Below are 26,716 nucleotides of genomic sequence, written 5' to 3'. Positions count from 1 at the left end.
ACCCGTTTTTTTCAAGAAAATCACAATCTTATCAACCGCAACTTCCTCAAATCCAAAACCAGATTTCCACCCAATCTTGGCCGCCCCACCTACTCGTCAGCCAACAACCTGTCAACCACTTTCACCAGAACTCAAGGACGAAGCAATCTGCCGCTAGCAGCGTCGCCGCCCTCGTTGTGGCGCTATATAGGCCCCGCACACCAAAACTGTCAACACGGCTTTCGATAAAAATGCGATTTTCTTTTCCACAGGGATAAGGATCGAAATTTACTCCTTATTAAGCTGCATGGACACCCGATTCTGCAAAGCGCGGACAGCGTCGTTCATAGCGCCATAGTAAGGAAGAGCGTCTCGAATACGCCAGCGCTGGCCCACTTCACCGGGCCAGAGCCAGAACGACGGGATATTTCATCCTGTTTTGTTCAGTGATGGCGGAACCGCACTAGCTTATTCCCGTAGCGGGCAATTCATTATACCGTGGTTTGCATCCCGCCGATGCGCTTTCTTCGTGCTCTTTTCCAGGGGATCGAAGACAAGCCCGTAGATGCAGAAAACGCCATGCCCAAAAGCGCCTCTCCGCTCGAATCCTTTCAGTCCCGGACGTTCCGCTCGCTGTGGTCTGCCACGCTGGTATCGAATCTGGGGGGACTGATCGAAGGCGTCGCCGCCGGTTGGTTGATGACCAGTCTGACCACATCTCATGGGATGGTGGCACTGGTCCAGGCATCGATGACGCTGCCGGTGATGATTTTCTCGCTCGCCGCCGGGGCGCTGGCTGACAATTACGACCGCCGACGCATCATGCTTATCGCGCAGATGATGATGCTATGCTTTTCGGCGATGCTGGCGCTGCTCTCTTATAGTAATGCACTGACACCATGGCTGTTGCTGAGCCTCACCTTTTTGATCGGATGTGGCGGCGCGCTCTATAATCCTTCCTGGCAGGCTTCTATGGGCGACATTGTTCCCCGCGAACATCTGCCGGGCGCAGTGGCGCTCAACAGCATGAGCTATAATCTCATGCGCAGTATCGGTCCGGCCATTGGCGGCATCATTGTCGCGACGGCGGGTGCGGCCTTTGCCTTTCTCTTTAACGTGTTTTGCTATTTCGCCCTGATCTTCGCGCTTTTCCGCTGGAAGAAAGTGACGCCGCGCAGCCCGCTGCCACGTGAATCCTTCGGAAGCGCCATGTCGGCGGGCTTTCGTTATGTCACCATGTCGCCCAATCTATTGAAGGTGATGGTGCGTTCATTCGCTTTCGGCTTTAGCGCTGTGGTGATTCTGGCACTCCTGCCACTCGTTGCTCGCGATCAGGTGCAGGGCACCGCCATAACCTATGGCATCATGCTCGGCTTTTTCGGCTTCGGCGCGATCTGTGGCGCGCTTTTGATCGGGCGAGTGCGCGATATTCTCAGCAACGAATGGGTTATCCGCGGCGCGTTCTTCGCACTCGCGGTCAGTTGTTTCTTCCTCGCCATGAGCAACCGGGTGTGGTTGAGCTGCCTTCTGTTGATGCCAGCTGGCATGGCATGGGTGCAGGCTTTCTCGCTGTTCAATGTGACTGTGCAGCTTTCGACCCCGCGCTGGGTCGTCGGTCGTGCGTTGTCATTATACCAGACGGCAACCTTCGGCGGCATGGCCTTGGGAAGCTGGGTCTGGGGGCAACTGGCCGACCTGCACAGCGTATCGGGCGCGCTGTTCATCGCGAGCGCCGTGCTAATTGTCGGCGGGCTGCTCGGCTTCATTTTGCGCCAGCCCAATTTCGAATCGCTGAACCTTGATCCGACGAACGCCTTCAGCGAGCCGCAACTGCAACTCGACCTGCGCGCCCGCAGCGGCCCGATCATGGTGATGGTCGATTATTCCATCGACCAGAAAGACGTGCCGGAATTTCTCGCCACAATGGCGCTGCGGCGGCGCACCAGAATTCGCGACGGAGCCAAGCAATGGGTGTTATTGCGTGATCTCGAAAACCCGAGCATCTGGACGGAAAGCTATCATGTGCCGACCTGGATCGAATATATCCGCCACAGCCAGCGGCTGACCCATGCCGATGCCGAGATTGCAAAACATCTTGATGAGTTGCATCGTGGCGACAGCCCTCCCCGCATCCATCACATGATCGAACGCCAAACTGTTCCTACCCATGACGATATGCCTTTAAAGCCATATCTGGATGCGACATAAAAAAAGCCGCCCAGTTGGGCGGCTTCAGCCTGCTGACAAACCCCTGGCTATGCCGGGGGGGTTGTGATTCTCTGGGTCATGTTGAAGAAACCAGCCGCAGAACAGACCGCGCTCGAGATGGTGACGCTCGATCAACTGGTCCCGAAAGATCATCTGCTTCGCAAGATCGATGCGGTGATCGACTTCTCTTTCATCCATGACCGGGTTGCCGGGCTTTATTGCCCCGACAACGGCCGTCCTCCGCTCGATCCGACCTTGATGTTCAAGGCGCTGTTCATCGACTACCTGTTCGGCGTGCGCTCGGAGCGTCAGCTGGTGCGCGAGATCGAGGTCAATGTCGCCTATCGCTGGTTCCTGCGCCTGAAGCTGAGCGATGCGGTGTTCGACGCCTCGACACTGAGCCAGAACCGGCGGCGGCGCTTTAACGACACCTCGGTCGCCCAGGACATTTTCGACCATATCGTCGAACAGGCGATCCGGCACGGACTGGTCGATGGGACAGTGCTTTATACCGACAGCACACATCTGAAAGCCAATGCCAACAAGGGCAAATACGACCTTGAGATGATCGCCAGATCCCGGGCCGACTATTGGGCTGATCTTGATCGGGCCATTGATGCGGAACGGGCACTGCACGGCCAGAAGCCGATGAGGGACAAGCCGCGTGAGCGGGAGGTGAAGGAAACCAAGGTCAGCCGCACCGATCCGGAAAGCGGCTATATGGTGCGCGACGGCAAGCCGAAGGGCTTCTACTATCTCGACCACCGCACGGTGGATGGAAAGCTGGCCATCATCACCGATATCCACGTCACGCCGGCCAATTTGCATGACAGTCGCGTCTATCTCGACCGTCTGGATCGGCAACGCCGGCGCTTTGACTTCGAGGTTGGCGCGGTCGGGCTGGATGCTGGCTTTGCGACAGCGGCCATTGCCCGGGGTTTGGAAGATCGCCATATCCTCGGCGTTACCGGCTACCGCACTCCAACGCCGCCCAGGGACGGCATGATGCGCAAGTCGAAGTTCGCATTCGAAGCGGATGCCGATGGCTATCGCTGCCCTGAGGGCCAATTGCTCCCCTATGCCACGACCGACCGCAACGGTTACAAGCATTATGTATCTGATCCGGCCATCTGCCGGACCTGCCCGCTGCTCGCATCCTGCACGGCCAACGCCAAGTCCATCCGTACCATCACCCGCCATGTCTGGCAGGACGCCCGCGAACGCACTGACGCCCACCGGCTCACAGCTTGGGGAAAAGCGATCTACAAGCGGCGCAAGGAAACGGTGGAATGCTCCTTTGCCGACGCCAAGCAACTGCACGGCCACCGCTACGCCCGCTTTCGAGGCCTTGTCCGCGTCGCCTGCCAATGCCTGCTGCAAGCCGCCGCACAGAACATCAAGAAGATCGCCATGGTCCTGACAAAGACCCCAAAGGCAGCCAGCGTATGAGCGGCTGCAGCCGCTTGCAACTCCTTACTAAGGCAGTCACAAAACGCGCCCCTCTCAAAAACAAAACCCGCCGAAAAATATCGGCGGGTTTGTCAGCAGCCTGAGGCCGCCCAGTTGGGCGGCTTTTTTTAAGCAGTAGGAGTTGGAAGCGATTATTCGCCCCAAGGGCCGTGGAAATCGCCATCCTTGTCGATGCGCTTGAAGCCATGCGAACCGAAGAAATCGCGCTGGCCCTGAATGAGATTCGCCGTACCAAGCGACTGCGTATAGCTGTCGAAATAGTTGAGCGCTGATGCAAGTGCGGGAACCGGCAAACCAGCAATCGCAGCCTTGGAAACGATATTCCGCAGGCCCTTCGACGCCTTCTGCATGCGCTCCACGAAAGCCGGAGCCAGCAGAAGGTTGCGGCTTTCATTGCCCTCGAATGCCTGTGCGATATCGTCCAGCAGTTCCGAACGGATGATGCAACCAGCGCGCCAGATGCGGGCCGTTGTGGCCAGCGGAATGTTCCAGCCATGCTCCTTCGAGGCGGCTTCCATCACGGCAAAGCCCTGTGCATAGGCAGCGATCTTGCCAGCAAGCAATGCCTGCTCCAGATCGGCAAGGAACTTGGTGTGATCCGCGACGTCGAGCGTGCGCGGCGCAGGCTTGTAGATGTTCGCGGCTTCCTCACGCTCGCTTTTCAACGACGAAAGCGAACGCGCGGCGACCGCAGCTTCAATCGCCGTTGCCGGAACGCCCATCATTTGGGCTTCAATGGCGGCCCAGCGTCCGGTGCCCTTCTGTCCGGCTTCGTCGAGGATCATATCGACCATCGCCTTGCCGCTTTCCGGATCGGTGGTTTTCAAAACCTTTGCGGTGATCTCGATCAGATAGGAATCGAGCGGACCTGAATTCCATTTTTCGAACACATCGCCGATGGCCGGAGCCGAAAGGCGGAGACCGTCGCGCAGGATGCCGTAGATTTCGGCGATCATCTGCATGTCGGCATATTCAATGCCGTTGTGGATCGTCTTGACGAAATGGCCCGCGCCATCTGGACCGACCAGCGCACAGCATGGCTCGCCCTTATATTTCGCGGCGGCGGCGAGAAGAATAGGCGCGATGCGCTCATAAGCTTCCGGCGTTCCGCCCACCATCATCGACGGGCCATGGCGTGCGCCTTCCGCGCCGCCGGAAACGCCCATGCCCACAAAAGTCGGATCGTTCGGGCCAAGGGCCTTGAGGCGGCGGACCGTATCGCGATAATCGGAATTGCCCGCATCGATCATGATATCGCCCTTCTCCAGAAGAGCCTTGAGCCGGGTCGTTTCGGCATCGACAGGCGCACCCGCCTTGATGAGGAAGATGAACGGGCGCGGCTTGCGCGTGTTTTCCGCCAATTCTTCGAAAGTGGCGCAGGGGATGATCTTGTCGCGCAGCGGACCGGCTTTATCGAGGAAAGCTTTCAGCACCGGCTCGTCACGATCATAGACAGCCACCGTGTAGCCTTTCTCGGCTATGTTCAGCGCCAGGTTGGAACCCATCACGCCAAGACCGACCATTCCGATATCTGCTTTTTCCATTTTAGGCCCTTCAGAAATGCAACCAGCTGGCCTGTCGCGTGGCATTGGGAGGCATGCACTGCAAACAGGCTGGAACCCGGCATATTTGGTTGTCGCACTATTCCGACGACAACGGCTGATAATCTGTATCGTATTCCTGGATGATCTAGGGCAAATGATACAAAGTTGATAGACCCCGGCATCGGAAAAATCCGCGTGCACTGCCGGTTGCCAACAGCGCCGCGCTGCTGCAACAGTGCGTGGAAACGGGAATTGCGGGCAGATTGCCCCGTCGGCTGCTGCGAATGGGCGTGATGAGAATCAAACTGGGTATCGGTTCCAAACTTCTTCTGTCGAGCCTTGTCAGCCTGATCGGCTTGTTGGTCATGGCCGCCGTGACGGTGCATGCGCTGCGCGAACAGATGATCGATGACCGTGTCACCATGGTTCGCAACCTGACGGAAATCGGTCGCAAGATCATTCAGGAAGAATATGATCGTTTCCAAAGCGGCGAAATCAGCGAAGCTGCCGCCAAGCAAAATGCCGTCGAGACGCTGCGCAAACTGCGCTATGCCAATGACGAATATTTCTTCATCGATGATTTCGACGGCAATTCCGTGCTTTTGCCGATCCGGCCCGATCTTGAAGGCACCGACGCCTCCGCCTTGGTCGATTCCGAAGGCCGTCATTACGTGCAGATGCAGATCGACACCGCCAAGTCCGGCGGCGGCGTGGTGCATTATGAATTCACCAAGCCCAATACGAATGTGAGCGGCGAGAAAATGGCCTATGTCATGCCGTTCGAGCCGTGGCGGTGGTTTATCGCGACGGGCATTTATCTGGAAGATGTGGATAGTGAAACCAAGGCCGTGCTGCTGCGCGCAGGCGGGATTCTCGCCACCATCGCCGTTGTCACCACGGCGCTTCTGATTCTCCTGTCGCGCAGCATCACGCGACCGCTCGGGCGACTGACAGCGGTAATCGGGCAACTGACCCGCCGCAAATACGATCTGACCGTCAAGGATCAGGATCGCCGCGACGAAATTGGCGATATTGCGCGCGCCGTGGAAATCTTCAAGAAAACCGGCCAGGAATTCGAGGTTTTGCAGGCGAAGATGCGCGAGCAGGAAGCAAAAGTGCAGGCCGAGCGGGAAGCCGCACTTGCCTTCGAGCGCGACAGCGCCCTTCGGCTCGAACAGACGGCGAGGCTGATTTCGATGGGCGAAATGGCTGTCAGCCTTGCCCATGAGCTGAACCAGCCGCTGGCTGCGGTCAGTAACTATTGCATGGGATCGGTGCGGCGGCTGGAGGCTGGCACCGATGACCGAGCAGCACTGCTTGACGCCATGAAGAAAGCGTCACGGCAGGCAAGCCGCGCATCCGGTATCGTGTCGCGCATCCGCGATTTTCTGCGCCGCAGCGAGCCGACCCCGCAGCCGCAAATATTGCGGGAGATTGTCGAGGAGACCGCATCCATCGCCGAGATTGAATCGCGCAGGCGCGGTTTCAAGATCAAGGTCGATATAGCGAAAGACCTGCCGACCGTACTGGCCGACCGCGTTATGATCGAACAGGTTGTGTTCAATCTGTTGCGAAACGCCACCGAGGCCACGTCAGCCTTGCCAGCGCCACGGCGCGATATCGTCGTTTCGGCCAGAATCAGTCCTGACAGGCAGGAGGTGGAAACAACTGTGCTGGATTTCGGGCAAGGCATTGCGGAAGACGAGATGCGCAAGATATTCGACCCGTTCTACACGACCAAGGCCGAAGGCATGGGCGTTGGGCTCAATATTTGCCGCTCGATCATGGAATTCCACCGCGGCAGGCTCTGGGCGGAGCCAAATCCGGACGGCGGTACAGCCTTTCATTTCACGCTGCCTGTCAGCGGCACGCTTGAGGAAAAAGCCGTATGAGCGAAGCGGTCTATGTCATCGATGACGACGAGGCTTTTCGGGATTCGCTCGTCTGGCTGCTGGAATCGAGCCAGTACACCGTCCGCGCTTTCGATTCGGCGGAAGCTTTTCTGGATGCCGCATCCCCGGACATGTCCGGCTGTGTAATCGCCGATGTGCGCATGTCGGGCATAACCGGTCTTGAACTGCACCGGCGCCTGCGAACGCTTGGCGTCGATCTGCCGACAATCATCGTCACCGGTCATGGTGACGTGCCGATGGCCGTCACGGCCTTCCGCGACGGTGTGGTGGATTTCATCGAAAAGCCTCTCGACGACAAGTATGTGCTGGAGCGGATCGAGTTCTGTCTCGCCAAGGCGCGGGAGAACGCAAGGCTGCGCCAGCAGGCGGATGATTTTGCCCGCCGCTATGAAAGCCTGACGCAACGCGAAAAAGAAGTGCTGGAATATATCGTGGCGGGAAAGCTCAACAAGCAGATCGCCGATCTGATGGATATCAGCATCAAGACGGTCGAAGTGCATCGCAGCCGCGTGATGGAAAAGATGCAGGTGACGAATGTGGCGGAGCTGGTGCGCCAGAAACTGTCCTTCAGCGAAGGCGCAAAAAAGAAGCCGGCATAAGCCGGCTTCTTCAATTTTGCAGATCAGGATCAGTCGTCCAGATGCTGGCCGCTTCTGTCGGTGGTGCAGGCTACCGCGACCAGAGAGATCACACCGCAAGCCGCGATGAACACAGCAATCGGCAGATAGCTGCCATTATATTTGGCAAGCAGAGCCGTTGCGATCAGCGGCAGCGGACCGCCGACAATGGCTGCGCCCACCTGATAGCCGAGCGAGACGCCGGTATATCGGACATCTGCCGGGAAGCTTTCGGCGAAGAACGTGCCGAGCACGGAACCATAGGTCGACCAGATGATGGCAAAACCGATCACGACGGCAAGCGTTGCCACAACCCACGAACCCTGATTGAGCAGCCAGAAGTAAGGCACCGTATAGATGACCATGGCGACAGTGCCGAGCAGGAAGACCTTCTTGCGGCCGATACGGTCGGACAGGCTGCCGAAATAGAGCATGACCGGAACGGCGATCAATGCGGCGATCAGCACCGAATTGAGAGCATGGACGCGCTCGAAACCAAGGCCCACGAGATAGGAGACCGTGAAGGTTGCAAACAGAAAGAAGGTCGAGGTTTCGATGAACTTTGCGCCGATGACGATCAGAACCGCGCGCCAGTGCTTGGTCAGTGTTTCGACCAACGGCACTTTCTTGGCGGTATTGGCCGCAGCCACGCGCTTGAAGGACGGGGTTTCATCAACCGTGTTGCGGATCCACATACCGATGGCGACCAGCACGATGGACAGCACGAACGGAATGCGCCAGCCATAGGACAGGAACGCTTCTTCCGAAAAGCCGAGCGCAAGGCCGGACGTCACCAGATTGCCGAGCGCCAGACCGAACAATGCGCCCGTCTGCGGCACAGCGCCATAGAAGCCGCGCCTGTTACGCGGGGAATATTCCACCGCCAGAAGCACGCCGCCGCCCCATTCGCCGCCGAGCGCGAGGCCCTGCAACAGACGCAGCAGCGTCAGGATGATCGGTGCCCAGACGCCGATGGTGGCATAGGTCGGCATCAGGCCGATCAACACCGTTGAAATGCCCATGATGGACAGAGTGATGACGAGCGTTTTCTTGCGTCCGATACGATCGCCGATATGGCTGAACACGATGCCGCCGATGGGGCGGATTAGGAAAGCCAGCGCGAAAGAGGCAAGCGCCAGAAGCTGGCTGGTCACCGGATCATCGGACGGAAAGAACAGCTTTCCGAACACGATGGCCGACATGGTGCCATAAAGGAAGTAATCATACCATTCGATGGTGCTGCCAACCGCGCTGCCAATCAGCGCGCGACGGCGATCGCCATCGGTAATCAAAGTGTCTTTTTCTACGCGTGCAGAAGCCGCGCCCTCCAAGACGGTCATAGCATTTCCTCCTGAGTGGGCCGCTTATGCGGCCTTGTTTTTGAGAATGTCGAGCGCGACGTCGATGATCATGTCTTCCTGGCCGCCGACCATGCGGCGCTTGCCAAGTTCGATGAGGATTTCGCGCGTATCGACGCCATAGAGTTTCGAGGCGTTTTCCGCATGACGCAAAAAGCTCGAATAGACGCCCGCATAGCCGAGCGAGAGGCTTTCACGATCCACCCGCACCGGACGGTCCTGCAACGGACGCACCAGATCGTCGGCGGCATCCATCAGGCCATAAAGATCGCAGCCCGTTTCGATACCCTTGCGGTTGAGAACGGCGATCAGACCTTCAAGCGGCGCATTGCCAGCGCCAGCGCCCATGCCTGCCAGCGATGCATCGACGCGAACAGCGCCCGCTTCGATACCGGCAACGGCATTGGCAACACCGAGCGTCAGATTGTGGTGGGTGTGAACGCCGATTTCGGTTTCAGGCTGCAGCGCATCACGCAGCGCCTTCACGCGAAGCGTATATTGTTCGGGCAACAGCGCGCCTGCCGAATCGGTGACATAGACGCATTCCGCGCCATAGCTTTCCATCAGCTTCGCCTGTTCGACCAGCTTTTCCGGCTCGGCCATATGCGACATCATCAGAAAGCCGATAGTGTCCATGCCCAGTTCACGTGCAGCCTCGATATGCTGGCGTGATACATCGGCCTCGGTGCAATGGGTCGCAACGCGAACCGAACGCGCACCGGCGTTATACGCTTCCTTCAGGTCATGCACCGTGCCAATGCCCGGAATGAGCAGCACGGTGACGCGGGCATGCTCGCAGGCGTCGGCAACAGCGCCGATCCATTCAACATCGTCATGCAGGCCAAAACCGTAATTGAAGGTCGAACCGGCAAGGCCGTCGCCATGGGTGATTTCAATCGCGTCCACCTTGGCGGCATCCAGCGCCTTCGCAATCGCGACGACATCCTTCAGCGTGTATTGATGGCGGATCGAATGCATGCCGTCGCGCAGCGTGACATCCTGAACATAGAGCTTATCGGGATTGGAGCGGGCCATTATGCAGCCTCCTTGGCAAGCGCTTTTGCTGCCCAATGATCAGCGGTGACCAATGCAGCGGATGTCATGATGTCGAGATTGCCGGCATAGGCAGGCAGATAATGTGCAGCGCCTTCGACCTCGAGCAGGATGGTCGTCTTGAGACCCGATACGAGCCCGATGCCCGGTACGCGAACCGGCGCATTGTCGCCGATCACTTCGAACTGAACCTTCTGCTTCAGGCGATAGCCCGGCACATAGGCTTGTACCGTCTTGACCATTTCGGCAATCGAAGCCTCGATGGCTTCGCGGCTGCCACCCTGCGACAGAACAAACACCGTATCGCGCATGATGAGCGGCGGTTCTGCCGGGTTGAGAATGATCAGCGCCTTGCCGCGTTCAGCGCCGCCCAGTTCACGGATTGCCTTCGACGTGGTTTCGGTGAACTCATCGATATTCGCGCGGGTGCCGGGACCAGCCGAACGCGACGAGATCGAAGCGACGATTTCGCCATAGACCACGCGGTCGGTGGCGCGCTTGACGGCATAGACCATCGGGATCGTCGCCTGACCGCCGCATGTGACCATGTTGACGTTCGGCTCGTCGATATTGGCGTCGCCATTGATGGCGGGAATGGTGAAGGGGCCGATGGCGGCAGGCGTCAGGTCGATGACCTTCTTGCCGTCCTTCTGCAAGAGCGCGTCATTATGGAGATGCGCCTTGGCCGAAGTTGCATCGAACACGATATCGATATCGCGATATTCGGGCATACGCATCAGGCCGTCGATGCCGTCATGGGTCACCGGCACGCCGAGCCGTGCGGCGCGTGCCAGACCATCCGAATTCGGATCGATGCCGACCATTGCGCCCATCTCGATATTCTTCGATGTGCGCATCACCTTGATCATCAAATCCGTGCCAATATTGCCGGAACCGATGATCGCGCATTTCTTCTTGGACATAGTGGGTCCTTTCTGATCTTCCTCAGGTCGCCGCACCAGACGCCAAATGGGGAGGCTTGACCGGCGCGGATACGCGCACTGCACGCCTTGAAGCGGTGGTGTGGTGAGTCAGCTTGAAAGGACGCTGGATGGGTGGGTCGTGGCAGAACGGGTGCCAGAACCTGGCCCATCAGTTCGCACGTATCGCTCCTCCGGCAAATCCTCCCCATTTGCTTGACAGGGGGATAATAGGACGGAGGATGCGGTCTAGATATTGGGGTTAACCCCTACCGATTTTCGACTTGTGTATTAGCCGAATGACGGTTGCGCCACATGGCTGCGGCTTTCTGGTGGAACGCATCATAGCTGTTATTCTCAGCGGCGGATACCGTCATCATGGCCATGGCTGCCGTTGCGATGACTATGCTTTCGGCGCGCTCGTCGGTGGCGGTGCCACTCCAAACACCGTGCCAATATTCAAAAGAGCTGAGGCTGGAATGCTTGTCGCTGCTGGCTTTCGAAAGCGTCGGCAGCTGCAAGGCGCTGGAATGCCCCTGCACGTGGCGATATATGGTGTGTTTGCGGTGCGGGACCAGTTCCGCCACATCGCGGCTGGTCGAGACGACCGAAACCGACTGCATGTCGAGCAGCACGGCAGCATCGCGGTGCAACTCGCGATAAGCGGGTTGCGACACGCCGAGAAATGACGATTTCAGCCCCAAAGGGTTCAGGAGGTGGACAAGACTGTTCACCGGCGAACGGGACTCGAACAGCGGATAAAGCGCCAGCAGCGCCTGCACCTGCGGCGCAAAACCCGCCATCGGCATGAAGCATATGCCATGCGCTCTGAGCGCACTTTCCGCCAGTTCATGCGATGTGGCAATCGGCAGGTTGATCGCTTCCGCCGCAATCTCCAGTTTGCCGGACAGTTCGCCGACACCGCAACTGCCATGCATCAACACCGGGTAACCGGCGCGCGCGACGAGCAGTGCAGACAGCATGAACCATGGCGACTGCGAAGAATTGGGAGACAGATAGGCGGGCCAATCCAGCGCAGGCGTGTTGATACTCGTTCCCGCCGCATAAAACCGCGCGGATGCGCGCGCCATGCCTGCAAGCTCCGGCGCGGTCAGCCCGCGATAATGGATCAGGCGCAACAGCGCGCTGATCTGCATCGGGTCCGCTTCGCCCGCGAAAATGGTCGTGAAGGCATCTTCCGCCTCATGCAGTTCCAGCGGACGGGTGTGCCCCACCTTGCGGCCAACGACGGCAATATATTTGGCCAGCCGCCGCGTCGGATCGTTCTCGCTCTGGATATCGGCGAACTGCGCGGCGGTATATTCCGCCGATGGGTGGTTCTCCAGATCCGTCACCTTGCGGATGGTCAGTGGCGGCGGCGTAACGATAGCGCTGCGGTTCCATCCATGATGTCCGGTGCAGGCCGACACATGCGCGTTTTCTGCATCGGGCTTCATCAAGGCATCGGCTTCATTCGCCAAACGCCGCAAGCGACCGCGCAATGCTTCCGCCTTTGGCGTCGCGATCATGGCGCGACCGGAGCGGACAAAGATCGGATCGTCAAAATGGTCGCGGATCTGCCCCAGCAGACGGCTCATGGCCGGAATGCTCAAGCCCATCTGCTTGGCCGCGCCACCGACACTGCCTTCCACAAGAAGTGCATCAAGCGCAATCAGCAGCCGCAACTGCCCCAGACGAGGATTGGCGCCATCGCTTTCGGCCTTTTCCGCCGGTTTTGCGCTCTTCGCCCGCTTATCCGCCATTTCCGATGCCTGCCTCGTCAGTTGCGTTTTTTGAAACTTGGAAAGTTTCTAAAACATGATGATTGACGTCATCTTATAGCCATACATAAGGAGAGTAGAAAACTCAACTTTAGACGGTGGTGAAAATGACCAGCTTGTTTTGGGGCTTGTGTGCCAGTGGCGCGCAAGGCAGGCAGATGACCAGAGGAAAGCTTGTTTCCAGAGCGATCCTTGCAGGGACATGTCTTTCAACCGCCCTTTTGTTAAGCGAAACGGGCGCCTTCGCGCAAGCAGCAAATAGTGCGACCAGCGCCACCGCTGAAGAAACCGAAGCCCAGAAGAAAAAGGCTGCAGAAGGCGAACAGGCTGCCGACACTGCATCCGATGGCACGGTCAAGCTGAACCAGATCGTGGTGACGGCGACGGGCTTTGAGCAGAACATCACCGATGCGCCTGCCAGCATCACCGTCGTGCCGGGCGAAGAGCTTGAAAAAGGTGCTTATCGCGACCTGACCGACGCCTTGAAGGACGTGCAGGGTGTGGCCGTGACCGGCCCTGCCGCCGAACGCGATATTTTTATTCGCGGCCTCCCCGGCTCCTATACGCTGCTGCTCGTGGACGGCAAGCGCCAGAGCACCCGCGATGCCCGCACCAACGGCAATTCCGGCTTCGAACAGAGCTTCCTTCCGCCTGCGAACGCCATTGAGCGTATCGAAGTCATTCGCGGTCCAATGTCTTCGCTCTATGGCTCGGATGCGATGGGCGGCGTCATCAACGTCATCACCAAGAAAGTGTCGGACAAGTGGAGCGGCTCGTTCACCGTGGACGGCATTGCTCAGCAGCATTCCAAATACGGCAATTCCCTTCAGGGTTCCTATTATATCACGGGACCGCTGGTGCCGGACCTTATCGGCGTGCAGCTTTGGGGACGCGGCCTGAAGCGTCAGGAAGACAAGATCGTCAGCGGCTCGCCCGAGCAGCAGGATGTCGACATCACGGGTCGCATCACCTGGACCCCGAACAAAGACCACGATATCCAGCTTGAACTGGGCAAGACGCGCCTGCGCCGCGACAGCACCGTTGGCAACACGACGGAAAAAACCGCGTCGGCTGTCGATTCCTACAATTACAACGACCGCGACCATTGGTCGATCAGCCATACTGGCCGCTGGGGCCCGACCACATCGGAATTCTCCTTCATGCAGGAATGGTCCGAGCGGACCAACTTCAACTGGAACAACGCATCGAAGAGCTATGTCGAGAACCTTCGCTCTCCGCATGTGAAGAACTCGGTGCTCGACGGCAAGTTCACCACGCCGTTCGAACTGTACGGCAATCACACGCTCGTCACCGGCGGCCAGTTCATGGAGACGGTTCTCACCGACCAGAATCCGGGACGCCGCACCGGACTGGACGAAGAATTCAGCGTACGCCAATGGGCGCTCTTTGCCGAAGACGAATGGTGGCTGACGCCCGACTTCTCGCTGACCGGCGGTCTGCGCATGGACGATCACGAGGTCTATGGTTCGCAACTCAGCCCGCGCGGCTATGCGGTGTGGCACGCGACCGATGAGATCACCTTCAAGGGCGGCATTTCGACCGGCTTCAAGGCCCCCGATATCCGCACCATCGCACCGGGTTATGCTTATACGACGGGCGGCGGCGGCTGTTCCTACGGCCCGACCGGCACGTGCGGCGTCATCATCGGCGACCCAAATCTGGAACCGGAAAAGAGCACCAGCTACGAAGCCAGCGTGTTGTGGGACAACCAGACCGGCCTTCGTCTGGGTGCCACCTACTTCTACACGGACTTCAAGGACAAGATTTCCAACGCGCTTGTCACCGACAGTAACGGCGATCCCGTCCGCTGGAGCGAAGATCCGAACTACCGTCTCTGGTATGCCTTCAATATCGATGAAGCTGTCATGCAGGGCGTGGAGCTGACCTTCAACTGGGAAGCAACTGACACGATCACCCTTCGCGGCAACTACACCTATACGGATTCCGAACAAAAGACCGGCACCTATGCGGGCCTTCCGCTGGCCCGCACGCCGAAGCATATGGCGAGCCTGCGCGGCGACTGGATCACCCCCGTCGAGGGGCTGAAGGCATGGGCCGCCGCCAATTATCATGGCGAGGAAACCAATGCCGGCGCGCGTATCGGAACAGCAGGTACGCCGGTCTATGCAGCGGACGGAAAGACCGTTCTGGCGCGCAAGTACAAGCCCTACGCGACGGTCGATCTCGGCGGTTCCTATGACTTCAGCGAGAACGTGACGTTCAACGCAGCCATCTACAACATCTTCGACAAGCAAATCGATGTCGATGAGTTCAACACGGTTGTCGATGGTCGTCGCCTTTGGGTCAGCATGACGTCGCGCTTCTGATCTGACGCAGTGTGACGCCAGCCTTTCGTTTGGCTGGCGTCATTTTTTCGATTGAATGGATGCTCAATGAGCGCTCTGAAGAACATAAAGAAGACCTTGTGGCTAATGGTCGGCAGCATAATTTTTGCCTCCACGGTTCAGGCAGCAGAACAGGTGCGCGCTTCCTTCGACATGGAAGCCAACGGCATTTCCTATCGCATTTTCACCGCAGCGCCCGCTGAAGCCGCTCCCGAAGGCGGCTATCCTGTCATTTATATGGTCGACGGCAATCGCATGCTGCCGCTTGCCGCTGCTGAAATGGCGAAGAACGATGACCTCAAGGCCGTTCTGGTGGGTATTGGTTACCCGACCGACGATGCTGATGAAATCGTGCGCCTGCGCTATTTCGATCTGACGTCGGCGACTAGTGAACAGCTGACGCCAGACCCCGCCGATCAACCGAAAACCGGCGGTCGCGATGCGTTCTTTGCTTTCATCGAACGAGAGGTGAAGTCTGAAATCGAAAAGCGGTTCTCCATCGACAAAAGCAGGCAGGCGCTGTTCGGCCATTCCCTGGGCGGGCTTTTCACGCTCTATGCGCTGTTCAATCACACGAATTCCTTCCAGACCTACAGCGCTGCCGACCCTTCGATATGGTGGGATAATCATTCGATCCTGTCGGACAAGGATCGTTTCATCGCCTCGTTCAAATCGGCTCCCCACCCTTTGCGTCTGCTGATGGAAACCTCCGGCAAGCGCGGTTCCCGCCCCGGTCAATCGCCTGCGGATATCCAGCGCATGCGCAAGCTGCGCGGCGGGCCATCGGGCACGGATGTGTACAAGGAACTGGAACCGCTGCCGCAGCTGGAAACGGCTTTTCACCGTTTCGCCAACGAGGGGCATGGTTCGATGATCCCGCTGACAGTGGCGGACAGCCTGAACTTCATTCTGCTCGGCAGGAAGCCCGAACACACAGACAATTGAGCGTTTTTTGTCCGTCGGGCTTTGACCTGCGGAAAACTGGACTATAAAGCACAGGATTGACGAAAGGATTGTGCACCATGCTGAATTTCGGCCAACATGTCGCCCGCCTCTGTGGCGCAGCCGTCGTGGCGCTTTCTCTGACCTCCGCCGCCAGCGCCGCAGACATCACCATCAAGCATGCGCAGGGTGAAACGGCAGTGCCTGCTTCGCCAGCCAAGGTAATCGTGCTCGATCTGGCGACGCTCGACAATCTCGACCGCCTCGGCGTCAAGGTTTCCGGCGTGCCAACGCTGGTCACTGCCCCGGACTTCCTCAAGAAGTACCAGTCCGACGATTATCCGAAAGTCGGCACGCTGTTCGAGCCGGATTATGAAGCCATCAATGCCGCCGAGCCGGATCTCATCATTGTTGGCGGTCGTTCGGCAGCCAAATATCCGGAACTTGCAAAGATCGCGCCCACCATTGATCTGACGGTCTCCTCGAAGGACCTCATCGGCGGCACAGAAGCCAATGTTGAAAAGCTTGGCCAGATTTTTGGCAAGCAAGCGGAAGCCAAGGCAGAAATCGAAAAGCTCAACGCCGATGTTGCCACGCTGAAGCAGAAAGCCGCAGACAAGGGCACGGGTCTTCTGATCCTCACCACCGGCGGCAAGATGAGCGCCTATGGCCCGGGTTCGCGCTTTGGCATGCTGCATGACGCCTATGGCGTGACGCCTGCCGCCAAAGACCTGACCACCAAGGGCAATCACGGCCAACCGATCAGCCAGGAATTCATTCTGAAGACCAATCCTGACTGGCTGTTCGTGATCGACCGCGACGCCGCCATCGGTCGCGAGGGCAATTCCGCCAAGCAGATTCTCGACAATGATCTCGTTCGCCAGACCACGGCGGCGAAGAAAGACCAGATCGTCTATCTGAAGTCGCAGAACTGGTATCTCGTCGGTGGCGGTCTCAATGGCCTGCACGGCACTATCGATCAATTGTCGGAAGTCTTCGACAAGGCAAAGTAAAAGTCAGGCACTTTCTGACCCAGTCACCCGGGCTGTCCGCCATGCCGGACAGCCCGATGCATGACAAGGCAAGAGAACAGGATAAAGCGTGAAGGGATTAGCTGCAGCTATAGTTGTTGTCGCCGTGATGGCTGTCATCAGCCTGTTTATCGGGGTCGGCGACGTCTCACTGCATGCGCTTTTCTATTCCCGTGAAAGCGTGGATGGCAGCCCCGGCAGCGCGCTTGAACTGCTGCTTGTCAGCCGCATTCCGCGCACCATCGCCATTGTGCTGGCGGGCATGTCGATGGCCGTTGCCGGCATGATCATGCAGATGCTGACCCGCAACCGTTTCGTCGAGCCTTCGACGGCGGGAACGGTCGAATCCGCCAGTCTCGGCATTCTTCTGGTTATTCTCTTTGCGCCGGAAGCGCCCGTCTTCGTCAAGATGCTGGTTGCCTCCGTCACCGCAGTGGCGGGAACGGCGCTGTTTCTGCGTATCCTGCGCAGCATCCCGCTTCGCTCCGTGCTGGTTGTTCCTCTGGTCGGCATCATGCTCGGTGGCGTTGTCAGCGCCATCACGACTTTCATCGCCTACCGCTTCGATCTGTTGCAATCGCTGAATTCGTGGACGACCGGCGACTTTTCCGGCGTGCTGCGCGGACGCTACGAATTGCTGTGGATCGCCTTCGCGCTCACCGTCGTCGCCTATATCGCCGCCGACCGGTTTACCGTCGCAGGGCTGGGCGAGGATTTCACCACCAATCTCGGTCTCAATTATCGCCGTGTGGTGACACTCGGCCTCATCATCGTTTCGATGGTCAGCGCGTCGGTCGTCGTCACCGTCGGCATGATCCCGTTTCTCGGCCTGATCGTGCCCAATGTCGTCAGCATGTTCGTCGGCGACAATATGCGCCGCGCCTTGCCATGGATCGCCGTTCTCGGCGCGGGTTTGGTGCTCGCCTGCGATATTGCCGGGCGTCTGATCCGCTTTCCCTATGAAATCCCCATCGGCACGATGATGGGCGTCGTGGGCAGCGTCATCTTCCTTTACCTCCTGTTGCGGCGGGGTTCACGCCTTGCTTAAACGCCCCGCTACCCTCATTCCGCTTCTCGGCGCGATCGCGCTACTCGCCGCCATTGCCTTCATGACAATCGGTGCGAAGGGCAGCTGGTCGTTCATCCTGTCCTTCCGCGGCACCAAACTCGCCGCCATGGTGCTGGTGGCCTATTCAATCGCGGTATCGACCGTGCTGTTTCAAACCGTCACCAATAATCGCATCCTCACGCCCTCCATCATGGGCTTCGATGCGCTCTATATTCTGATCCAGACCGTTGTGGTGTTCTTCTTCGGCGCGGTGCAGGTCGACTGGATTGGACCGAACATGCGCTTTGTCACCGAAACGCTGGTGATGGTGCTGTTTGCAGGTTCACTCTATTACTGGCTGTTTTCGGGCGCGGCGCGCAGCCTGCATCTGGTGATGCTGGTCGGCATTATTTGCGGCGTGTTCTTCCGCAGCCTGTCCAATCTCATGCAGCGTATGCTCGATCCCGATCTCTTCGCGGTGTTGCAGGATCGTTTTTTTGCCAGCTTCAACACGATCAACGCCGATATTCTGACGCTCTCGGCAATTATCGTCGCGGCTGTGTCGCTCTATGGCTGGCGGCTGATGCATGTCTTTGACGTACTGGCGCTTGGACGCGAGCCTGCCATCAATCTCGGTGTCGATCACCGCCGCGTGGTGCGGCTCATCCTGCTGATGGTAACGGTGCTTGTCGCCGTTTCGACCGCCCTCGTCGGACCGATCACCTTCTTCGGCCTTTTGGTCGCCAATCTCGCCTACATGCTTGCAGGCTCGGGGAAACATCGCGTCGTCCTGCCGATTGCCGTCCTGCTGGCCATCATCTGCATTGTCGGTGGCCAGACCATTCTCGAACGGGTCTTTGCCTTCAATACCGCGCTCAGCGTCATCATCGAATTCCTGGGCGGTCTCGTCTTCATTATCCTTCTTGTCAGGGGAAATGCACGTTGATCGAAATAAGCCAAGTCAGCAAATCCTATGGCGGCGCTCTTGTCGTCGATGACGTGTCCCTGCACCTGCCCGCGGGCGGCGTAACATCGATCATCGGCCCCAATGGCGCGGGCAAATCAACGCTGCTTTCCATGGTCAGCCGCCTTTTGCCGATGGACAAAGGCCGCGTGACCGTGGACGGTCTGGATGTCACCACCACCTCGGGCGATGTGCTAGCAAAGTGCCTCTCCATCCTACGGCAGGAAAACGCCATCAATTCACGACTGACCGTGCGGGATCTGGTGGCATTCGGGCGCTATCCCTATTCCCAGGGGCGACCGAACAGGGAAGACCGCAAGCATATCGAACAGGCGATCCAGTATCTTGGCCTTGAATGCTTGAGCGATCGCTTTCTCGATGAATTGTCCGGCGGCCAGCGCCAGCGCGCCTTCGTGGCCATGGTGCTTTGTCAGGATACGGACTATGTGCTTCTTGATGAGCCATTGAACAATCTGGATATGAAGCATGCGGCATCGATGATGAAGTTGTTGCGCCGCGCTGCCGATGAGCTTGGCAAGACGGTCGTGCTGGTGTTGCACGACATCAACTTCGCCTCCTGCTATTCCGACCACATCGTCGCCATGCGCAACGGCAAGGTCGCGCATCAGGGCACGCCGGACGCGCTGATCCATCCGGAAATCCTGAGCGACATTTACGATATGGATATCTCGGTTGAGATTATCGGCGGCAAACGGATCGGGGTCTATTACCTGTAAATAGACTATCTATTCGCTCGATTTCATGCAAAAGCATGCGCAACCAACCATTGGCGATTATCGGTGGAGTGTCCATGCTGACGAAGAAGGGCAAATATGGTTTGAAAGCACTGGCGCATCTTGCCTTGCTTGAACCCGGCGAAAGCGCGTTCGTCGCCGAGATTGCTTCCAAGAACAATATCTCCAAGAAATTTCTCGACGCCATTCTTCTGGAACTGCGCAATGACGGCATATTGCGTTCCAAGAAGGGCCCCGGCGGCGGCTACAGCCTTTCCAAACCAGCAACCGAGGTCACGATTGGTCAGGTTGTCCGCGTTCTCGACGGCCCGTTAGCCCCCATTCGCTGCGCAAGCCGCATGGCCTATCAGCCATGCGAAGACTGTGAAGACCACCGCGCCTGTCAGGTGCGCCGTTCGATGCTGCTCGTGCGCGAAGCCATCGCTGGCGTTCTCGACACCATGACGCTGGAACAATTCGCGCGTAACGGTGGCCTCGAAGATGACAGCACAGCGCCAGAATGGGCCAGGTTAAGCGCCTGACAACAGGTCCAGCAGCCGGTAGCCACCATTGTGATAGACAAGCGGCTCGCCGCCGCCCGCTACGATTTTCAAAACACGACCGATAATGATGGCATGGGTGTGCCGCTCGATGACGTCTTCCACGGCACAATCGACTGCGGCCAGTGCGCCCGTCAGCGCCAGCGCGCCGCTTTCCAGCGTGTACCATTCGGCACCGGCATAGCGCGCAACACCCTTGATACCGTCCTTACCGGCAAACCGATCCGCAACCGTTTGTTGGGCCGCCGACAGCACATTGACGCAGAAATGATTGTGGCGGCTGATGGCGGGCCAGACCGACGAACCGCGATTGATGTTGACGATGATCGTTGGCGGATCGACCGAAAGCGCGGTCGCCGAGGTGACCGTCGCGCCAGTGCGCCCGTCGCCGAAGCCTGCGGTGACAACGCTGACGCCGCCAGCGAGCTGCCGCATTGCAGCTTTCAGCTCATCGGGTGAAACAGCGATATCCGCCGTATCTTCCACCAATCTCAACGCTTTTTCGCCATGCTTGTCACCATCGTTTATTGCCGTCATCGCCTCTCCGGTCGACCGGATCAAACGTAACGGAATGGTGTCACGCTACGCACTGGCGTTCAAAGGTGCTGACTGCCTTCTCATCGCAAATAGAGAAAGCATTTTCTATTTTCTATAAAACGAATGGAATTAATCCGCTCGCAGCGCCGTCAGCGCTGCGTTCTTTTTATGTGATGTTCGGCCAGATAGACGCGGTCGTCCTGCGTTGAAAACAACACGGAAAAGACAATGCCGATAGCAGCCCCGAGCAATGTGTCGAGAACCCGTTCCGACACCATATCGGCCCCATTCAGACCCGGCGCAGCGATATAGGTCATCAGCAGCGCCATCGGCGTCACGAGGATTTGCCCCAGCGCATAATTGGAACCGATAATCACTTCGGTTGCAAATTGCAGGAGCCCCAGTATCGCGATCAGCGTCCAAATGGACGGTGCTTGCGTCAGGATCATCCACGCGACGACCGCACCCAAAAGGGTGCCCACCATGCGCTGCAAGGCACGGTTCATATTGATATGCAGATGCGCGCCCTGCATTACGGCAACAGCGCCCATTGCCGCCCAGGCAGGGTGCGCGACGTCCATCGCATAGGCGGCAAACGCCGCTACACCCGCGCCAAAAGCGACGCGCACCGCAGCGATCAGCCGGTGACGAATTGGTCGCAACGCTTCCGAAGGGAAAGGCTTTTCTGGGCTTGCCTGATGGCGGAAATACTCCGTCAGCACACAGACCAGAAAGGCCAGTATCGCGACCAGCGCAGTGGCGGCGGTGCGTTCCGCCGTCTGATGTACCGTAACCGACTGGCTCATCGACGCCCCGGCGGCAAAAATGAAGATCAACGCTCCGGGAGGGCCGAATTTTCCGGTGGTGGTCACAAAACAGAACACGCCACACAGAACGGCGAGCAGCGTAAGCTGTACAGCCAGCGGCGCGCCCGCTGCGGCGACAAGCGACATGCTGAGCACGGCCAGCGTCTGGCAGATGGCGCACAGAAGCACAACGCGGTTGCGACTTGCCTGTGGTGCGAAGCGCCCAAACAGGGCGACCAGAGCGCCAAGCGAAGCAAAGCCGATCAGATGCGACCAGGGCGAAAGATAGACCAGCGGCAAAGCGATGACTGCCGTGGCCGCTGACTGAAGGCCAGCGAGCGACGAATTGCGAATGGAAGGCTGCCGCGAAAGCGCGACGCTTTCCCGAAACTGTTGCGGCTTCAAAAGCTGGCGCGCGGCATCCAGCCTGCGGGCCGATGTCATCGTAGACGTTTCGGTACTCATTCTCCGGTTTCCTGTGCGCGTTTCAGCGGCTTGGCCGCGAGGCGCTGCTCGATAGAGTCAAAATGGTCAAGCATGGTGGCCAGATCCGCATCGGAAATGTCCGCCAGCATATCTTCCTCGCCTTTGGCCAGTTCGCGCCGGATTTCGGCCACGCGCTGCTCACCTTTGGGCGTAAGGAAGATCAACCGCGCGCGGTTGTCGTTTTCATCGACCCGGCGCTCGACCAGTTCCTGACGGGACAGAATATCCAGAAGCCGCACAAGGCTTGATCCGTCGATCCCGACCAGAGCGGCGAGTTCCTTCTGCGTCACGCCGCCGCCGGTGGTCTGAAGATGGATTAACGGAACCCAGGTGGCATCGGAAAGCCCCGCTTCAGCAAGGCGCGTATCAAGCGCGCGCCGCCAGCGTCGGGCAAGCAACGAGAAGCGAATCCCGAATTGGGACCGAGGAGAAGACGAACTGGATTGCATAGGGACAATAAAGCACGAATTAATTTGCTTTGCAATTCAAATTAATTCAGGTGAAACGAATTTCACTCCGGCAGGGTGCCCATAGCAAACAGATTTCCCGGATCGAAATTTCCGGATAGCGCTTTCAGAACGAGCTGCTTATCATCAAGCAATACTTCATCCGAAGGCGCGAAAAATCTGACCGACTGATTGCAATCCCAAAACATCCCCCGCACGAAGGAAACAAAGACAGCAACCATGGCAGCGCTTGTGTCGTCGGAGAATGGAATGGGGCAGAAGGCGGCGCGCTTTCTTGGCCTGATACTGGTCGCCGTCCTCGGCTATAGTTTCTGGCTCAACGAAAGCTGGTTGACGCTCTGCGCCGGACTTGCAATCTTCCTGTTTGGGATGCAGTGCCTTGAAGACGGCTTGCGCAATCTGGCAGGCAGCGCACTGGAGCGCATGCTGGCGCGCGGCACCTCGACCTCGTGGAAAAGTCTGCTGGTCGGGCTGGTCGGCGCGACGGTGATGCAATCGAGCACGCTCGTTTCGCTGATGACCATCGCCTTCATCACCACCGGCCTGATTTCACTGGCCGCGGGCATATCCATCATCTTCGGCGCAAATCTTGGTTCCGCAACCGGCATATGGCTGCTGTCGCTGGCCGGGCAGAATTTCAGCCTGTCGTCGCTGGCGCTGCCGCTGATGGTGTTCGGCGTGTTGGCGAGTTTCTTCGGGCCGAAGATCAAGGCCATCGGGCGCATTCTGCTCGGCATCGCCTTCATCTTTCTCGGCATTGACGGCATCAAGCAGGGCTTTTCCGTTGTCACCGAGAATTTCGATCTCGCGCAATACAGGATCGATGGCTGGCTTGGTCAGGTCATTTTCGCTGGCATCGGCCTTGTGTTGACCCTGCTGCTGCAATCAACCCATGCGACCCTGATGCTGACGCTGGCAGCACTTGGTCTCGGGCAGGTCGATCTCTGGCAATCGGCGGCGATTGCCATCGGGGCCAATGTCGGCAGCAGTGTCACCACCGGCATTGCCGGTGCGCTCGGTGGCAACCGCAGCGGCCAAAGGCTGGCGCTGGCGCATGTGATTTTCAATGTCGTCACCGCGTGCATTTCACTTGTCCTGATGGGGGTGCTTGTTCGCCTTGCCGTGTGGCTGTCGGAGGCAATGGGCGTCGGCGACAACCAGCTCATCCAGCTTGCGATCTTCAACAGCGAATTCAACATTCTAGGCGTGTTGATCTTCTGGCCCGCACTGGTTCCCTTCACGCGGTTTCTCGAACGTATGCTGCCCGACAGGCCGGAACCGCGCGTTCTCATCCCGGCGGGCACACCGGACCTGCCGGACAATGCGCTGCGCGCCCGTTATCTCGACAAGACGGCGCTCAGCTCGCCGGAAACGGCGGCTCTGGCGCTTGTGCATGAATTGCAGCATCTCGGACGCTTGAGTGTGGAGGTGATCTGCCACGCGCTTTATCTGCCGATCAGCGAGATCAACCGTGCCAAGCATGACGACGCCGTTATGCGCGCCGCGCCCGATGCCGATTATGTCGATGCCGACCTGCTCTACCGGCTCTACATCAAAGGCGTCTATGGTGACATTTTGAGTTTCATCGGCAAGGTCGATCCGGGGAATGACAAGGACCAGCAGAATTTCTGGATGACCGCCCAGATCATCGCGCTGCAAATGGCGGAAATCGTCAAGGATGCCAAGCATCTCCAGAAGAATCTCGGTTTCTATCTCCGGCAGACCAATTCACCCGTGCGCGACGCCTATGTCGAGCTGCGCGAACATCTGGTCAATGTGCTGCATGAAGTGCGCGTTTTGAGCCGCGCCGACGCAGCAAGCGACAATTGGGATATCCACCAGCAGACTTTTACCGAGAAGGTCAAAGACTTCGAGCGGGATTTCGGCGCGAAGCTTTTCGAAGCGAACAGGCAGGAAAAAGTCAGCGGCTTGCAGCTGAGCTCGCTTCTCAACGATCTCGGCTATGCAAGGCGCATTGCAAACGGGCTGAATACGTTGCTGACCATCCGCAAGCGGTCGCTCAACGACCCGCTGCACAACCTCTCCGACCTGTTCGATGAGGATACGCCGCTGGTTCGGAATTAACGAAACGCCGTTTATCAGGCGGCGCGAATATCCAGCCCGCCATTTTCGACGATGAAATCGATCACCGCCTGCACACCCTCGCCGCGATGCAGATCGGTAAAGCCGAACGGACGCTTGCCGCGCATGCGTGCCGCGTCACCTTCCATCACCTCCAAATCGACGCGGACATAGGGTGCAAGGTCGCTCTTGTTGATGACCAGAAAATCCGACCGCGTGATGCCCGGCCCACCCTTGCGGGGGATTTCCTCACCCTGACAGACCGAGATCACATAGAGCGTCAAATCAGCCAGATCGGGCGAGAAGGTCGCCGCCAGATTATCGCCGCCGGATTCGATGAACACGATATCCAGATCAGGGAAGCGCCGGTTCATTTCGGCGATGGCCTGCAGGTTGATCGACGCATCCTCACGAATTGCCGTATGAGGACAACCGCCGGTTTCCACGCCCATGATGCGGTCCTCGGACAGCGCCTGGTGGCGCGCCAGAATATAGGCGTCTTCCTGCGTGTAGATATCGTTGGTGATGACGGCGACCGAATATCTGTCGCGCAGCGCCTTGCAGAGCTTTTCGGTCAGCGTCGTCTTGCCGGAGCCAACCGGCCCACCGATACCAATTCTGAGTGGTCCGTTTTTCTGTGTCATGAGCGAAAAAGCCTCGAATGCTGTGTTTCGTGTTTCATGGCCATAATGTCGGCGATAAATGTCGCCGAGCCAAGACCGTCCAGACCAGACTGTCCGGCGCGCTTGGCGGTTTCCGCAAGCGTGGTTTCCAGCGCCGCCATGGTGGTGGTCACGCCGCTTTGCCCTGTTACCGACAGGCGGATCGATGCCTGCAACAGATTGATGCAGAAAGCCTGCAAGAAGGCTGCAAGCGTCGAGCCGAGCGGAACGCCATGCGCGGCGGCCACGGCCCCGACGGCCACAGGATAGGCGCTATCGCCCGGCAGTTGATCGAAGACTGGAGATGGCCAGCTGCGCGCCGCCGACAGGAAGGCACCGCCTTGTAACGTGGTTTCCATGTGCCGTTCCCGCGAACCGGCCAGCGCCTCCGCCAGATCGGCCACTTCGCGCAAATTCTCGCCCGCCATCGCCCGCCGCCAGCTTTCAGCGCATAAGACCGCATCATTCCAGCCGGAACCGCGTGTAACGAGCCAGCGCAGCCAGTCCTTCAATGCGTCCGCATCGGTGACGAAGCCATCATGCACCGCCTGCTCCAGCCCGTGGCTATAGCTGAACGAGCCGACCGGGAACACCGGCGACAGCCACGCCATCAGCCGCAGGAGGGCGGTGTTGGGGTCAGTCGTGATGGTGGTGGTGATGGTCATGATCGTGGCCGTGATCGTGACCATGTGCGTGGTCATGTCCGTGACTATGCCCGCCGAGGTCATGATGCGAATGGCCACCTGAATAAGCGCCGCGCAACGGGCTGAAAATCGCCACCACATCGGTCACGGTTGCGCCCAGACCTTCCAGCATCGCCTTGATCACATGGTCACGCAGAATGAAGATGCGGTCCGCATCAATCTGCGCCGCCAAATGCCGGTTGCCGATATGCCATGCAAGCTCAGCGATATGGAGCTGGTCGCGACCGTGGATTTCGTAAAGCTCTTCGCTGGCGGCGCGGATCTCGATCTCCCGCCCGTCGTCGAGAACAATCCGGTCGCCATGTTCCAGCACCACCGGCTCTGGAAAATCGGCAAGCACCTTCTCGCCGCTATCGAGCGTGATAGCCTTGCGGCGCAGATGGCGTTCGTCACGCTCCAGCACGGCATGCGCCGCCGGAACAGCGTCGATCACTTCATGCGCGCGGATGATGTTTGTTGCTCGAAACATGTTCCACCTCAAATC

Annotated in this window: 24 protein-coding genes; 12 read left to right on the top strand and 12 right to left on the bottom strand. The window is 58.5% G+C overall.

Going from position 1 to position 26,716, the window contains the following annotated elements; translation table 11 throughout:
• The first annotated feature begins 558 nt into the window (after positions 1–558).
• Entirely contained in the window at positions 559–2,187 is a 1,629-nt protein-coding gene (locus WIX40_RS06330; RefSeq protein ID WP_339440960.1) for an MFS transporter, read from the top strand.
• A 78-nt stretch (positions 2,188–2,265) separates the two neighbouring features.
• Positions 2,266–3,636 (top strand): IS1182 family transposase, encoded by a 1,371-nt coding sequence (locus WIX40_RS06325; RefSeq protein WP_339439271.1) that lies wholly within the window; start codon positions 2,266–2,268, stop codon positions 3,634–3,636.
• A 152-nt stretch (positions 3,637–3,788) separates the two neighbouring features.
• Here the strand turns inward: WIX40_RS06325 and gnd are convergent, their stop codons facing one another.
• A complete protein-coding gene (gnd, locus tag WIX40_RS06320; protein ID WP_109366990.1) occupies positions 3,789–5,201 on the bottom strand; it encodes an NADP-dependent phosphogluconate dehydrogenase in 1,413 nt (470 codons plus the stop codon).
• A 293-nt stretch (positions 5,202–5,494) separates the two neighbouring features.
• On the opposite strand from gnd, the gene WIX40_RS06315 reads away from it, so the two are divergent.
• Together WIX40_RS06315 and WIX40_RS06310 are read left to right on the top strand one after the other, a co-directional pair.
• A complete protein-coding gene (locus tag WIX40_RS06315; protein ID WP_339439269.1) occupies positions 5,495–7,093 on the top strand; it encodes a cache domain-containing protein in 1,599 nt (532 codons plus the stop codon).
• On the top strand, positions 7,090–7,713 hold the full coding sequence (locus WIX40_RS06310) for a response regulator transcription factor (protein WP_109366988.1): 624 nt from the start codon (positions 7,090–7,092) through the stop codon (positions 7,711–7,713). The genes WIX40_RS06315 and WIX40_RS06310 overlap by 4 nt, the downstream gene beginning before the upstream one ends.
• A 29-nt stretch (positions 7,714–7,742) precedes the next feature.
• On the opposite strand, the gene WIX40_RS06305 is transcribed toward WIX40_RS06310, so the two are convergent.
• From WIX40_RS06305 to WIX40_RS06290, 4 genes are all read right to left on the bottom strand, one after another.
• Complete coding sequence (locus WIX40_RS06305) at positions 7,743–9,071, bottom strand: MFS transporter (RefSeq protein ID WP_140024744.1); 1,329 nt, start codon at positions 9,069–9,071, stop codon at positions 7,743–7,745.
• Positions 9,072–9,095: 24 nt separating this feature from the next.
• Entirely contained in the window at positions 9,096–10,124 is a 1,029-nt protein-coding gene (gene dmpG / locus WIX40_RS06300; RefSeq protein ID WP_171318776.1) for a 4-hydroxy-2-oxovalerate aldolase, read from the bottom strand.
• Positions 10,124–11,065, bottom strand: a complete 942-nt coding sequence (locus tag WIX40_RS06295) for an acetaldehyde dehydrogenase (acetylating) (RefSeq protein WP_109366985.1) — start codon at positions 11,063–11,065, stop codon at positions 10,124–10,126. Before WIX40_RS06295 ends, dmpG begins: the two co-directional genes overlap by 1 nt.
• Before the next feature lie 266 nt (positions 11,066–11,331).
• Positions 11,332–12,825: a glycosyl transferase family protein gene (locus WIX40_RS06290; protein WP_339439264.1), complete on the bottom strand. Its 1,494-nt coding sequence runs from the start codon at positions 12,823–12,825 to the stop codon at positions 11,332–11,334.
• Positions 12,826–13,001: 176 nt separating this feature from the next.
• Between WIX40_RS06290 and WIX40_RS06285 the strand changes: the two genes are divergently transcribed.
• The 7 genes from WIX40_RS06285 to WIX40_RS06255 all read left to right on the top strand — a co-directional run bounded on the left by WIX40_RS06285 (position 13,002) and on the right by WIX40_RS06255 (position 20,470).
• Positions 13,002–15,191, top strand: a complete 2,190-nt coding sequence (locus WIX40_RS06285) for a TonB-dependent receptor domain-containing protein (RefSeq protein WP_371834145.1) — start codon at positions 13,002–13,004, stop codon at positions 15,189–15,191.
• Between the two features lie 66 nt (positions 15,192–15,257).
• On the top strand, positions 15,258–16,154 hold the full coding sequence (locus WIX40_RS06280; RefSeq protein WP_339439260.1) for an alpha/beta hydrolase: 897 nt from the start codon (positions 15,258–15,260) through the stop codon (positions 16,152–16,154).
• Positions 16,155–16,231: 77 nt separating this feature from the next.
• Positions 16,232–17,164: a siderophore ABC transporter substrate-binding protein gene (locus WIX40_RS06275; RefSeq protein WP_339439259.1), complete on the top strand. Its 933-nt coding sequence runs from the start codon at positions 16,232–16,234 to the stop codon at positions 17,162–17,164.
• An 88-nt stretch (positions 17,165–17,252) separates the two neighbouring features.
• Positions 17,253–18,230 (top strand): ABC transporter permease, encoded by a 978-nt coding sequence (locus tag WIX40_RS06270; protein WP_339439257.1) that lies wholly within the window; start codon positions 17,253–17,255, stop codon positions 18,228–18,230.
• The gene (locus WIX40_RS06265; RefSeq protein ID WP_339439255.1) at positions 18,223–19,176 is read left to right on the top strand and encodes an iron chelate uptake ABC transporter family permease subunit; all 954 of its coding nucleotides are present in this window, start codon (positions 18,223–18,225) and stop codon (positions 19,174–19,176) included. Before WIX40_RS06270 ends, WIX40_RS06265 begins: the two co-directional genes overlap by 8 nt.
• Positions 19,173–19,931 (top strand): iron ABC transporter ATP-binding protein, encoded by a 759-nt coding sequence (locus WIX40_RS06260; protein WP_339439253.1) that lies wholly within the window; start codon positions 19,173–19,175, stop codon positions 19,929–19,931. The genes WIX40_RS06265 and WIX40_RS06260 overlap by 4 nt, the downstream gene beginning before the upstream one ends.
• A gap of 74 nt (positions 19,932–20,005) precedes the next feature.
• The gene (locus WIX40_RS06255; RefSeq protein WP_109367947.1) at positions 20,006–20,470 is read left to right on the top strand and encodes an Rrf2 family transcriptional regulator; all 465 of its coding nucleotides are present in this window, start codon (positions 20,006–20,008) and stop codon (positions 20,468–20,470) included.
• Here WIX40_RS06255 and WIX40_RS06250 read toward each other — a convergent pair.
• The 4 genes from WIX40_RS06250 to WIX40_RS06235 form a co-directional block, all read right to left on the bottom strand.
• Positions 20,459–21,025 (bottom strand): flavin reductase family protein, encoded by a 567-nt coding sequence (locus WIX40_RS06250; RefSeq protein ID WP_339439251.1) that lies wholly within the window; start codon positions 21,023–21,025, stop codon positions 20,459–20,461. The two genes, WIX40_RS06255 and WIX40_RS06250, sit on opposite strands and share 12 nt — an antisense overlap.
• A 149-nt stretch (positions 21,026–21,174) precedes the next feature.
• Positions 21,175–22,296 (bottom strand): FUSC family protein, encoded by a 1,122-nt coding sequence (locus WIX40_RS06245; protein WP_339439249.1) that lies wholly within the window; start codon positions 22,294–22,296, stop codon positions 21,175–21,177.
• On the bottom strand, positions 22,293–22,715 hold the full coding sequence (locus WIX40_RS06240; RefSeq protein WP_339439247.1) for a MarR family winged helix-turn-helix transcriptional regulator: 423 nt from the start codon (positions 22,713–22,715) through the stop codon (positions 22,293–22,295). Before WIX40_RS06240 ends, WIX40_RS06245 begins: the two co-directional genes overlap by 4 nt.
• A gap of 113 nt (positions 22,716–22,828) precedes the next feature.
• Positions 22,829–23,005, bottom strand: a complete 177-nt coding sequence (locus WIX40_RS06235; RefSeq protein ID WP_171318042.1) for a hypothetical protein — start codon at positions 23,003–23,005, stop codon at positions 22,829–22,831.
• A gap of 28 nt (positions 23,006–23,033) precedes the next feature.
• Between WIX40_RS06235 and WIX40_RS06230 the strand changes: the two genes are divergently transcribed.
• Positions 23,034–24,869 (top strand): Na/Pi cotransporter family protein, encoded by a 1,836-nt coding sequence (locus WIX40_RS06230; RefSeq protein ID WP_339439244.1) that lies wholly within the window; start codon positions 23,034–23,036, stop codon positions 24,867–24,869.
• 14 nt (positions 24,870–24,883) lie between these two features.
• On the opposite strand, the gene ureG is transcribed toward WIX40_RS06230, so the two are convergent.
• Genes ureG through ureE form a run of 3 tightly spaced genes read right to left on the bottom strand, consistent with a single transcriptional unit; the run spans position 24,884 to position 26,701 of the window.
• On the bottom strand, positions 24,884–25,510 hold the full coding sequence (gene ureG / locus WIX40_RS06225; RefSeq protein ID WP_339439243.1) for an urease accessory protein UreG: 627 nt from the start codon (positions 25,508–25,510) through the stop codon (positions 24,884–24,886).
• Positions 25,507–26,193 carry an urease accessory protein UreF gene (locus tag WIX40_RS06220; protein WP_339440958.1) on the bottom strand — a complete coding sequence of 229 codons (687 nt, stop codon included), beginning with the start codon at positions 26,191–26,193 and terminating at the stop codon, positions 25,507–25,509. The genes ureG and WIX40_RS06220 overlap by 4 nt, the downstream gene beginning before the upstream one ends.
• Positions 26,165–26,701: an urease accessory protein UreE gene (gene ureE, locus WIX40_RS06215; protein ID WP_339439242.1), complete on the bottom strand. Its 537-nt coding sequence runs from the start codon at positions 26,699–26,701 to the stop codon at positions 26,165–26,167. Before ureE ends, WIX40_RS06220 begins: the two co-directional genes overlap by 29 nt.
• Positions 26,702–26,716: the final 15 nt, after the last annotated feature.

Origin of the sequence: Ochrobactrum teleogrylli (assembly GCF_037482325.1) — a bacterium.
GTDB classification, from domain to species: Bacteria; Pseudomonadota; Alphaproteobacteria; order Rhizobiales; family Rhizobiaceae; genus Brucella; species Brucella teleogrylli.
The sequence above is the reverse complement of the archived record's forward strand: the minus strand, read 5'-3'. Positions and strand labels throughout refer to the sequence as shown.

Bases quoted from the DNA above. Each gene is read 5' to 3' on its own strand.
- WIX40_RS06330 (WP_339440960.1), top strand. From the start codon at position 559: ATGCCCAAAAGCGCCTCTCCGCTCGAATCCTTTCAGTCCCGGACGTTC.
- WIX40_RS06325 (WP_339439271.1), top strand. From the start codon at position 2,266: ATGTTGAAGAAACCAGCCGCAGAACAGACCGCGCTCGAGATGGTGACG.
- gnd (WP_109366990.1), bottom strand. From the start codon at position 5,201: ATGGAAAAAGCAGATATCGGAATGGTCGGTCTTGGCGTGATGGGTTCC.
- WIX40_RS06315 (WP_339439269.1), top strand. From the start codon at position 5,495: ATGAGAATCAAACTGGGTATCGGTTCCAAACTTCTTCTGTCGAGCCTT.
- WIX40_RS06310 (WP_109366988.1), top strand. From the start codon at position 7,090: ATGAGCGAAGCGGTCTATGTCATCGATGACGACGAGGCTTTTCGGGAT.
- WIX40_RS06305 (WP_140024744.1), bottom strand. From the start codon at position 9,071: ATGACCGTCTTGGAGGGCGCGGCTTCTGCACGCGTAGAAAAAGACACT.
- dmpG (WP_171318776.1), bottom strand. From the start codon at position 10,124: ATGGCCCGCTCCAATCCCGATAAGCTCTATGTTCAGGATGTCACGCTG.
- WIX40_RS06295 (WP_109366985.1), bottom strand. From the start codon at position 11,065: ATGTCCAAGAAGAAATGCGCGATCATCGGTTCCGGCAATATTGGCACG.
- WIX40_RS06290 (WP_339439264.1), bottom strand. From the start codon at position 12,825: ATGGCGGATAAGCGGGCGAAGAGCGCAAAACCGGCGGAAAAGGCCGAA.
- WIX40_RS06285 (WP_371834145.1), top strand. From the start codon at position 13,002: ATGACCAGAGGAAAGCTTGTTTCCAGAGCGATCCTTGCAGGGACATGT.
- WIX40_RS06280 (WP_339439260.1), top strand. From the start codon at position 15,258: ATGAGCGCTCTGAAGAACATAAAGAAGACCTTGTGGCTAATGGTCGGC.
- WIX40_RS06275 (WP_339439259.1), top strand. From the start codon at position 16,232: ATGCTGAATTTCGGCCAACATGTCGCCCGCCTCTGTGGCGCAGCCGTC.
- WIX40_RS06255 (WP_109367947.1), top strand. From the start codon at position 20,006: ATGCTGACGAAGAAGGGCAAATATGGTTTGAAAGCACTGGCGCATCTT.
- WIX40_RS06250 (WP_339439251.1), bottom strand. From the start codon at position 21,025: ATGACGGCAATAAACGATGGTGACAAGCATGGCGAAAAAGCGTTGAGA.
- WIX40_RS06245 (WP_339439249.1), bottom strand. From the start codon at position 22,296: ATGAGTACCGAAACGTCTACGATGACATCGGCCCGCAGGCTGGATGCC.
- WIX40_RS06235 (WP_171318042.1), bottom strand. From the start codon at position 23,005: ATGGTTGCTGTCTTTGTTTCCTTCGTGCGGGGGATGTTTTGGGATTGC.
- WIX40_RS06230 (WP_339439244.1), top strand. From the start codon at position 23,034: ATGGGGCAGAAGGCGGCGCGCTTTCTTGGCCTGATACTGGTCGCCGTC.
- ureG (WP_339439243.1), bottom strand. From the start codon at position 25,510: ATGACACAGAAAAACGGACCACTCAGAATTGGTATCGGTGGGCCGGTT.
- WIX40_RS06220 (WP_339440958.1), bottom strand. From the start codon at position 26,193: ATGACCATCACCACCACCATCACGACTGACCCCAACACCGCCCTCCTG.
- ureE (WP_339439242.1), bottom strand. From the start codon at position 26,701: ATGTTTCGAGCAACAAACATCATCCGCGCGCATGAAGTGATCGACGCT.